Origin of the sequence: Streptomyces sp. NPDC060002, assembly GCF_042737245.1 — a bacterium.
Lineage (GTDB): Bacteria > Actinomycetota > Actinomycetes > Streptomycetales > Streptomycetaceae > Streptomyces.
In genome coordinates this window covers 73580-81992 of the sequence record NZ_JBHWUW010000039.1, presented here as the reverse complement: position 1 = coordinate 81992, position 8413 = coordinate 73580, and the positions used below count along the sequence as shown (strand labels likewise).

Sequence of the window (8413 nt, the reverse complement as noted above, 5' to 3'; positions counted from 1 at the left end):
TCGGCCCTCAGGGGGCCGTCGGCCCTCAGGGGGCCGTCGGCCCTCAGGGGGCCGTCGGCCCTCAGGGGGCCGTCGGCCCTCAGGGGGCCGTCGGCAGGGTCACCTCGAAACGGCAGCCGCCCGGGATGTTGCGTACCGTCGCCCACCCCTGGTGTGCCTCCACGATCCCCCGCACGATGGCGAGACCCAGCCCCGCCCCGGCCGGCGGCGTCCGGGCGTGCGTCCCGCGCCACCCGGTGTCGAAGACCCGCGGCAGATCCTCCTCGGGGATGCCGCCGCAGCCGTCGGTGACGGAGACGACGACCCCGGCGGGCGAGCGTTCCGCGGCGACGGCGACCGTGCCGTCTGCGGGCGTGCGCCGGATGGCGTTGACGAGCAGATTGCCCAGCACCCGGCTCATCTCCTTGCCGTCCACCTCGACCGGAAGAGGCTCGACACGGCCGCCGACGAGCCGTACGCCGTGTTCGCGGGCCAGCGGGTCGGCGCCGGCGAGGGCGTCGCCGACCAGGTCGTACACGGACATGCGGGAGGTGGAGAGCGCGAGCGCCCCGGCGTGTATGCGGGAGAGCTCGAACAGGTCGCCCACCATGTCGTTGAGCCGCTCCACCTCGGTGCGGATCTGCCGCAGATAGCGGGCCGGGTCGGCCGCGACCCCGTCCTCCAGCGCCTCCGACATCGCGCGCAGTCCGGCCAGCGGAGTGCGCAGGTCGTGCGAGATCCAGGCGACGAGTTCACGTCTGGACGTCTCCAGCGCGCGCTCGCGGTCCCGGGATTCGGCGAGCTTACCGCTGGTCGCCGCCAGCTCACGGCTCAGCGCGTCCAGTTCGGCGGTGGTCGGGCCGGCGGGGGCGGTGAAGGCACCGCCGTCGCCGAACGAGCGTGCGGCACGGGTGAGTTCACGGCTGCGGGCGACCACCCAGCGGCCGAGGAGAACGGCGGTGGCCAGGGAGACCACCGCGGCCATCGCCACCACCGTCGTCACGACGCTCAGGTCGTGCCCGGACAGGAACATCGCCTGCGCCACGGCCAGCGTGCCCGCCAGCATCGCGGTCACCGCGACGGCGGCCACCACGGTGAGCGACGCGGTGAACGAACGGCGGCGCAGCAGCCACAGCGCGCCCGCGCCGAGCAGCCCGGCGAACAGGGCGCCGAGGAAGGCGAACAGGGCGATCAGCAGGGTGTCGCGCACGGTCACTCCCCCTCTCGGTCGGGACCGGGTTCGAAGCGGTAGCCCACGCCCCACACCGTCCGGATCAGCTGCGGCCGGGCCGGGTCGTCCTCGACCTTGCCGCGCAGCCGGCGCACATGGACGGTCACGGTGGACAGGTCGCCGAACTCCCAGCCCCACACCTCGTGCATCAGGTCCTCCCGGCCGAACGCCCGCCCGGGATGCCTAAGGAAGAACGCGAGCAGATCGAACTCACGCAGTGTGAGGGCGAGTTCGGTGCCGTCCTTGGTGGCGCGGCGGGCGCCGGGATCGAGGCTCAGGCCGGCCGCGGCCAGCACCCGCGCACCGGTGGCGGGCCGGCTGCGACGCAGCACCGACTCGACCCGCAGCACGAGTTCGCGGGGGCTGAAGGGCTTGGTGACGTAGTCGTCGGCGCCGACCTCCAGGCCGAGGATGCGGTCGTCCTCGTCGCCGCGCGCGGTCAGCATGATGACCGGCACGGGTCCGTGCCCGCGCATCCGGCGGCACACCTCGAGACCGTCCATGCCGGGCAGCATCAGGTCCAGCACCACCAGGTCGGGCCAGTGCGCGGCGGCCCGGGTCAGCGCGGTCGGGCCGTCGTCGGCCCGGTCGACGACATAGCCGGCCCGGTCCAGGTACCCGGCGACGACCTCCGAGACCGTGGGGTCGTCGTCCACGACCAGGACCCGGGCCGATCCCGGCGGAGGGGGCGGGGACTCGTGCGGCTGCTGCATACCTCCAGCCTCGCACCGCGCCCCGGTCCGTGCCGCGCCGCGGGCGTCCCGGCGCCCGGACGTCCGCGTTTCGTAAGGAGCCGAAGTCCGTTTCGCCCTATTCGCGTTCGTAGGGTGAGGACCGTGACCACGGACGCAGAAGTAACGGACGCAGAAGTAGATGTCGTGCTCCCCTGTCTCGACGAGGCCGAGGCACTCCCCTGGGTGCTCGCCCGCGTTCCGAGCGGCTGGCGGGCCATCGTCGTCGACAACGGCTCCACCGACGGCTCGGCGGAGATCGCCCGCGCACTCGGCGCGAGAGTCGTCCACGAGCCCCGCCGGGGCTTCGGCGCCGCCTGCCACGCCGGACTGACCGCGGCCACCGCCGACGTCGTCTGCTTCTGCGACTGCGACGCCTCCCTCGACCCGGCGCTGCTCGTGCCGTTCGTCCACGAGGTCCGCGCCGGCGCGGCCGACCTGGTGCTCGGCCGCCGACGGCCGCTGGGCCGGGGCGCGTGGCCCGCGCACGCCCGGGCCGGCAACCTCGCGCTCGCCCGGCTGCTGCGCCGCCGCACCGGTCTGCGCCTGCACGATCTCGGCCCGCTGCGGGCCGCCCGCCGTGAAGCGCTGCTCGCCCTCGGCCTCACCGACCGGCGCAGCGGCTACCCGCTGGAGATGGTGGTGCGCGCGGCCGACGCGGACTGGCGGATCACCGAGCACGACGTCCCCTACCTGCCCCGTACGGGCGTCTCGAAGGTGACGGGCACCTGGCGTGGCACCTGGCAGGCGGTCCGGGACATGAGCCGCGTTCTCAACGGTGTTGCGGCGCGCGAAGGGGCCGCACGGTGACCACGCTGCTCGTCATCGCGAAGGAACCGCTGCCGGGGCGGGTGAAGACCCGGCTCACCCCGCCGTTCACCCCAGGGGAGGCGGCGGCGCTCGCGGAGGCGGCTCTGTCCGACACCCTGCGGGCGGTGGCGGCCACGCCCGCGTCCCGCCGCGTCCTGGTGCTGGACGGCGCCCCCGGGCCCTGGCTGCCGCCCGGATTCGACGTCGTACCGCAGTGCGCGGGCGGACTCGACGAACGGCTCGCGGACGCCTTCGCCCGGTGCGACGGGCCTGCCCTCCTCATCGGGATGGACACGCCGCAGGTCACGCCGGAGCTGCTGACCGCCGACTTCGACGGCTGCGACGCGTACTTCGGCCCGGCGTGGGACGGCGGCTTCTGGGCCCTGGGGCTCGCGAAGCCCGATCCCGGTCTGCTGCGGGGCGTGCCCATGTCGACGCCTTCCACGGGGGCCGTGCAGCGGGCGCGGCTCGTCGGCGCGGGGCTGCGGTTGCGCGACCTGCCGTGTCTGCGGGACGTGGACACCGCCCCGGACGCGGCGGCCGTCGCCGCGCTGGCCCCGCACGGCCGGTTCGCCGCCCGCCTCGCCGAGTGCACGGCGGCGGTGAGCCGGTGAGCACCGCGTACGACCTCGGCGGGGCCGGCCCCGCCGACGGCGGCGTGGCAGGAGTCGCGGGAGTTGCAGGAGTCGCGGGAGTTGCGGGGGTCGCCGGGGTCGCGGGAGTTGCGGGGGTCGCAGGAGTTGCGGGGGTCGCCGGAGTCACGAGAGTTGCAGGGGTCGCAGGAGTTGCGGGGGTCGCCGGAGTTGCGGGGGTCGCCGGAGTTGCGGGGGTCGCCGGAGTCACGGGAGTTGCGGGAGTTGCGGGGGTCGCGGGAGTTGCAGGGGTCGCGGGAGTTGCGGGGGTCGCCGCCGACTGGGCCGCCGCCGACCCGTACAGCGCCGCCCTGCGCACCGGCCGGGGCCCGCTGTTCCTGCGTCGCGCCGACGGCTGGCTGCTGCCGCTGGAGGTGGAGCGGTGGTGCGCCCGCGCCGACCCGGCCGACCTGGCGATCCTGGACCGGTGCGAGGGAGCCGTGCTGGACGTGGGCTGCGGCCCCGGCCGGCTGGTGGCCGAACTCGCCGCCCGGAGCCGGACCGTGCTGGGCGTAGACGTCAGCGAGGCCGCCGTCGCCCACACCCTGGAGCTGGGCGGACAGGCGCTGCGGCGGTCGGTCTTCGACCTGTTGCCGGGCGAGGGGCGCTGGGGGACCGTGCTGCTCATCGACGGCAATGTCGGCATCGGCGGCGACCCGCTCGCCCTTCTGCGCAGGGCGGCCGCCCTGCTCGTCCAGGGCGGCCTGCTGATCGTCGAGACCGCACCGGTGGACGTGGACGAACGGGCCGAGGTCGAGGTCGTCGACCGGCCCGGGGCGGGCGGCGCCGGCCGGGCGTTCCCCTGGGCGCGGCTCGGTACACCGGCCCTGCTGCGGTACGCGGGCCGGGAGGACTGGCGGACGGCCGTTCAGTGGACGGCCGGCGGCCGCTGCTTCGTCGCCCTGCGCAGTCGCAGCGCGAGCAGCAGCGCCGAGCCGCCGAAGAGCACCGCGGTGATCAGCAGCCAGTGGGCGAGGAAAGCGTCCGCCGAGCGGCCGGTGGCCGACCGGTAACGAAGGTCCACCATCCCGCTGATCAGCGGGAACCACACGAGCAGCAGCAGCCCGGAGAACGCGGCCGGTACCCGGACGTACATCGCCCACCGCCGATGACCGGTCGCGCCGAGCCCCTGGACGGCAGCCCGGTCGGCCACGGCGTACAGGGGCAGCAGCACGAGGTCGTGCAGCAGCGCCGCCCCCACCCACCACAGCGCCACGCCGAACCAGTCGTCGGCGAGGAGACGTACGCCCGCGTAGGCGGCCAGCGCGAACGAGCAGGCGAGCAGAAGGATCTGGAAGGGACTGCCGATCACCGGCCGTCGTCGCACGGGCGTCATCGTGTCTCTCCGAACGTCATCCGGGCCACCCACTTGGTGTTGAGCACGCCGGGCGCGGCGGGCACGATGACGCGCGCCGGGTAGCCGTGGTCGGGGCTCAGGGGCTCGCCGTTGACGTACAGGGCGAGCAGGGAGCGCGGATCGGCGACCTGGTTCGCGCGCAGGGCCGCGTGGCGGAAGGCGCCGTGTTGCTGGAGGGACTCGACGAACACGTCCGGCGGATCGTCGTCGTAGCCGACGAGCGCGGCCAGGTCCCGCAGCCGTACGCCCCGCCACCACTGGTCCGAGGTCGACCAGCCCTCGACGCATGCGATGGGCAACGCCGAGCTGTGCAGCGGGAGTTCACGAAGCCGGTCGCGGCTGAGACGGAGGGTGCCGGTGCGCCCGGTGACGACCAGGCGCCAGGCGTCCTCGTCCGTGCGCGCAGCGTCGATCCCGGCGTACGCGGCCGTCTTGTTGATCTGGAAGCCGTTCGGACCGCTGCCCGGATCGGCTCCGCCGTGCGGAGCGAGCAGGGCCGTGCCCCGCGGCCCGTCGAAGCTCTGGCCGGCCGTCGTGGCGAACAGCAGCAGCGAGCCGCCCCCGACGAACCACAGCGCTCCGCGCCGGGAGACGGTCGCGGGATCCGGGCGGGGGGAGACCAGCTCTCGCGAGGACGCGGACGCCCGGGACGAGATCGGCTCCCCCTCCTCCCGCGGGCGGCGCAGATTGCGTACGGCCGCCGGGGCCTTCAGGACGGCGTGGGCGACGAACGCGGCGAAGAAGACCCATGCGCCGTAGAAGTGCAGGGGGTAGAAGGAGCCGGGGAAGACGTAGTCGAGCTGGACGTTGAGGACGCCGGTGACGAACTCGAACAGCCCGCCGCCGACCAGCAGCAGCAGGGAGATCCGTTCGAGCGCGTGGGCGAGGGAGCGGGCCGGCGGCAGCGTGAACAGCTTCGGCACCACCGACCACAGCTTGGCCAGCAGGACGGGGATCAGGGTGATGCCGAGGGTGACGTGGACGCCCTGGTTGAGCCGGTACAGCCAGTGCGGGCCGGTCGGCCAGGCGAACAGGTAGAAGCCGAGGATCCCCTTGTCCGGGGTCTTGTCGTTCACCGGCGAGAGATCCGGGTTGTAGGCGGCGTACGAGAGCAGGCCCGTCACGAACAGCACCGTGATGCCGAAGAGCAGCACCAGGCCGAGCACCGAGGTGAACCAGGGGCCGCGCAGTGGGCTGCGCCAGAAGCCGGGGGAGGTGGGGAGCCGTGAATCGTCTCGCATGCCCCGACCGTAGGCCGCGGCACCCCCGGGAAAGGGGGCGCGACTCATGACGAAACGCTGACGTCCGGCCCGGACGGCGGCCCCTGGCCCGCCGCACGGCCTAGCGTGCCGATGTGACCCGCACCCTGCGCTCCGCCGAGCCGCGAGCCCCGCGCTCCGGTGGCACCACCCGCGACCTCCGCCTCGCCCTCCGCCGTGACCTGTACGCGGCGGGCGCCGCCGTCCTGCTCGTGACGGCGGCCGCGCTGATCGGCCACCACATCCAGCACACCCATCACAGTCTCCGGGTCGACTGGCCTCCGCTGCTGGGCAGTTGGGGACCTCATCTGGGGCCGGGCACGCCGGCGGCCGTCGCGCTGGCGGCCGCGACCGTGGGGTACGGTCCCGCGCTCGCCGCCCGCCTGCCCTGGCGGGCCCTGCTCGTGGCGGCCTGGGGCACGGCGACGGCCTGGATCCTGTCCCTCGCCCTGATCGACGACTGGCGGCGGGGCGTCGCCGGCCGGCTCACCACCCGCCATGAGTACCTCCAGGTCGTCGACCGTTTCCACGACGTCCCGGCGACACTGCGCGACTTCACCCGGCACATCCTTCTGGAGTCCCCCGACAACTGGCCCGCGCATGTCGCCGGTCATCCCCCGGCGGCCACGCTGACCTTCGTCCTGCTCGACCGGATCGGGCTGCGGGGCGGGGGCTGGGCCGGCATGTGGTGCATCGCCGTCGGCGCGACGGCCTGTGCGGCCGTGCTGGTGGCGGTGCGGGCGCTGGCCGGCGAGGGGCTCGCGCGGCGGGCTGCGCCCTTCCTGGTGCTGGCTCCGGCCGCGGTGTGGATGGGGACGTCGGCCGACGCGTACTTCGCGGCGGTCGCCGCGTGGTCCGTGGCGCTGCTGGCCCTCGCGGTCACGGGACGGCGGGTGCGGAGCGGGGCGCTGGGCTCGGGTCTGCTCTTCGGCCTGACCTGCTACCTCTCCTACGGCCTCACGCTCTTCGCGCTCATCGGCGCGGCGGTGCTGCTGCTCGGCCGGGGACGCGTCCGGACGCGTCCCGACCTGCTCGTCCTTCTGCTCGCCGGGGCGGCCGTCGTGCCGACGGTGTTCACCCTCGCCGGATTCGACTGGTGGGAGGGGTACCGGCTGCTGGTCACGCGCTACCACCAGGGCGCGGGCGGTGTCCGCCCCTACGGCTACTGGGTGTGGGCCGACCTCGCCTGCACGGTCCTGATCACGGGCCTGGCGACGGCGGCCGGTCTACGGCGGACCGGCGCGACACTCCTCCGCCTCCGCCACCGCCACCGCCTGCGCCTCCGCCTTCGCCTTCGCCACCGCGGCCAGCGCCTCGCGACGCGACCGGACGGTCCGCACCGCTCCGGCGCGGACGCCCGCCTCGCCCTCCTCGTGGCCGCCGCCCTGCTCGCCCTGCTCGTCGCCGACCTGTCCGGCATGAGCAAGGCCGAGACCGAACGCATCTGGCTCCCCTTCGCCATGTGGCTCCTCCCGGCCTGCGCGTTCCTCACCCGCCCGCGGGTCTGGCTGGCCGCCCAGGCCGCCCTGGCCCTGCTGCTCAACCACCTGTTGCTGACCGGCTGGTGACCCGGGGCGCGACGGCGCTCACCCGGCGAGTCCTCCGAGGAGCGCCCGGGTACGGCGTCGTGCGGCGTCCCGGCGACGCCCGCACCCGAGGCCGTTCGTGACCGCAGGAGGCGGCCGGGCACACTGTCGTCACATCGAGACGGAGAACAGTGCAACCTTTGGGGCAATCAGGCTGTCTCTGTTTTTATCCGACACACACCACCACACACGCCCTTCGGGGGAGATCATGGTGCGAAACAGAACCCTCTGGGTCACCGCCGCCCTGCTGGCCACCACTCTGGGTGTGGCCGCGGTCCCGGCCACCGCCGCCCCGGTCGCGGCCACCCGGGCCGCCGCGGCCTGCGCCACCGGCTGGGGCAGCCTGGCCAAGACGTACTCCGCCGGCACGGCGACACCGCTGACCGACGTCAGGACCGGCCGCCACGACTGTTACGACCGGTTCGTCGTCGACGTCCCGGGCGCGGGCGCCGCCGAACTCGGCTACTCGGTCGCGTACGTCGACCGGCTCTACCAGGACGGCTCGGGCCGTCCCATCGCCGTCGGCGGCGGTGCCGTCCTGGAGGTGCGGGTCAACGCGCCCTCCTACGACCCCGAGACCGGCACGCCCACCTATCCGGGCCGGGTGGCGCAGCCGCTGCCGGGCGTGAACCTCACCGGCTACAGCACCTTCCGTGACACCCGGTACGCCGGGAGCTTCGAGGGTGTGACGCAGTTCGGACTCGGCGTCCGGGCGCGCCTGCCGTTCCGGGTACTGCATCTGGCCGACCATCTCGTGGTGGACGTGGCGCACACCTGGTGACACCGGCCGCCCGCACGATCCCCGGCGTTCGGCCTCCCTGAGGCCTG

At 74.5% G+C, this 8413-nt stretch carries 8 protein-coding genes and 1 pseudogene; 5 read left to right on the top strand and 4 right to left on the bottom strand.

Annotated elements, in window-relative coordinates; translation table 11 throughout:
* Positions 1-79 precede the first annotated feature (79 nt).
* Both ACFWBD_RS28830 and ACFWBD_RS28825 read right to left on the bottom strand, forming a co-directional pair.
* Positions 80-1189: a sensor histidine kinase gene (locus tag ACFWBD_RS28830; RefSeq protein ID WP_385672804.1), complete on the bottom strand. Its 1110-nt coding sequence runs from the start codon at positions 1187-1189 to the stop codon at positions 80-82.
* Positions 1190-1191: 2 nt separating this feature from the next.
* Positions 1192-1923: a response regulator transcription factor gene (locus ACFWBD_RS28825; protein ID WP_385672801.1), complete on the bottom strand. Its 732-nt coding sequence runs from the start codon at positions 1921-1923 to the stop codon at positions 1192-1194.
* Between the two features lie 114 nt (positions 1924-2037).
* Between ACFWBD_RS28825 and ACFWBD_RS28820 the strand changes: the two genes are divergently transcribed.
* From ACFWBD_RS28820 to ACFWBD_RS28810, 3 genes and pseudogenes are all read left to right on the top strand, one after another.
* A complete protein-coding gene (locus ACFWBD_RS28820) occupies positions 2038-2751 on the top strand; it encodes a glycosyltransferase family 2 protein (protein WP_385672797.1) in 714 nt (237 codons plus the stop codon).
* A complete protein-coding gene (locus ACFWBD_RS28815; protein WP_385672794.1) occupies positions 2748-3365 on the top strand; it encodes a DUF2064 domain-containing protein in 618 nt (205 codons plus the stop codon). The genes ACFWBD_RS28820 and ACFWBD_RS28815 overlap by 4 nt, the downstream gene beginning before the upstream one ends.
* Positions 3254-4066: pseudogene (locus ACFWBD_RS28810) on the top strand (class I SAM-dependent methyltransferase); the annotation flags it as partial. The gene ACFWBD_RS28815 and the pseudogene ACFWBD_RS28810, both read left to right, overlap by 112 nt.
* 185 nt (positions 4067-4251) lie before the next feature.
* On the opposite strand, the gene ACFWBD_RS28805 reads toward ACFWBD_RS28810, so the two are convergent.
* Positions 4252-4719: a hypothetical protein gene (locus tag ACFWBD_RS28805; RefSeq protein WP_385672791.1), complete on the bottom strand. Its 468-nt coding sequence runs from the start codon at positions 4717-4719 to the stop codon at positions 4252-4254.
* Complete coding sequence (locus ACFWBD_RS28800) at positions 4716-5981, bottom strand: molybdopterin-dependent oxidoreductase (protein ID WP_385672788.1); 1266 nt, start codon at positions 5979-5981, stop codon at positions 4716-4718. The genes ACFWBD_RS28805 and ACFWBD_RS28800 overlap by 4 nt, the downstream gene beginning before the upstream one ends.
* Positions 5982-6094: 113 nt before the next feature.
* Between ACFWBD_RS28800 and ACFWBD_RS28795 the strand changes: the two genes are divergently transcribed.
* Together ACFWBD_RS28795 and ACFWBD_RS28790 are read left to right on the top strand one after the other, a co-directional pair.
* Complete coding sequence (locus ACFWBD_RS28795) at positions 6095-7567, top strand: hypothetical protein (protein WP_385672785.1); 1473 nt, start codon at positions 6095-6097, stop codon at positions 7565-7567.
* Between the two features lie 226 nt (positions 7568-7793).
* Positions 7794-8366, top strand: a complete 573-nt coding sequence (locus ACFWBD_RS28790; protein ID WP_385672782.1) for a hypothetical protein — start codon at positions 7794-7796, stop codon at positions 8364-8366.
* Positions 8367-8413 lie beyond the last annotated feature (47 nt).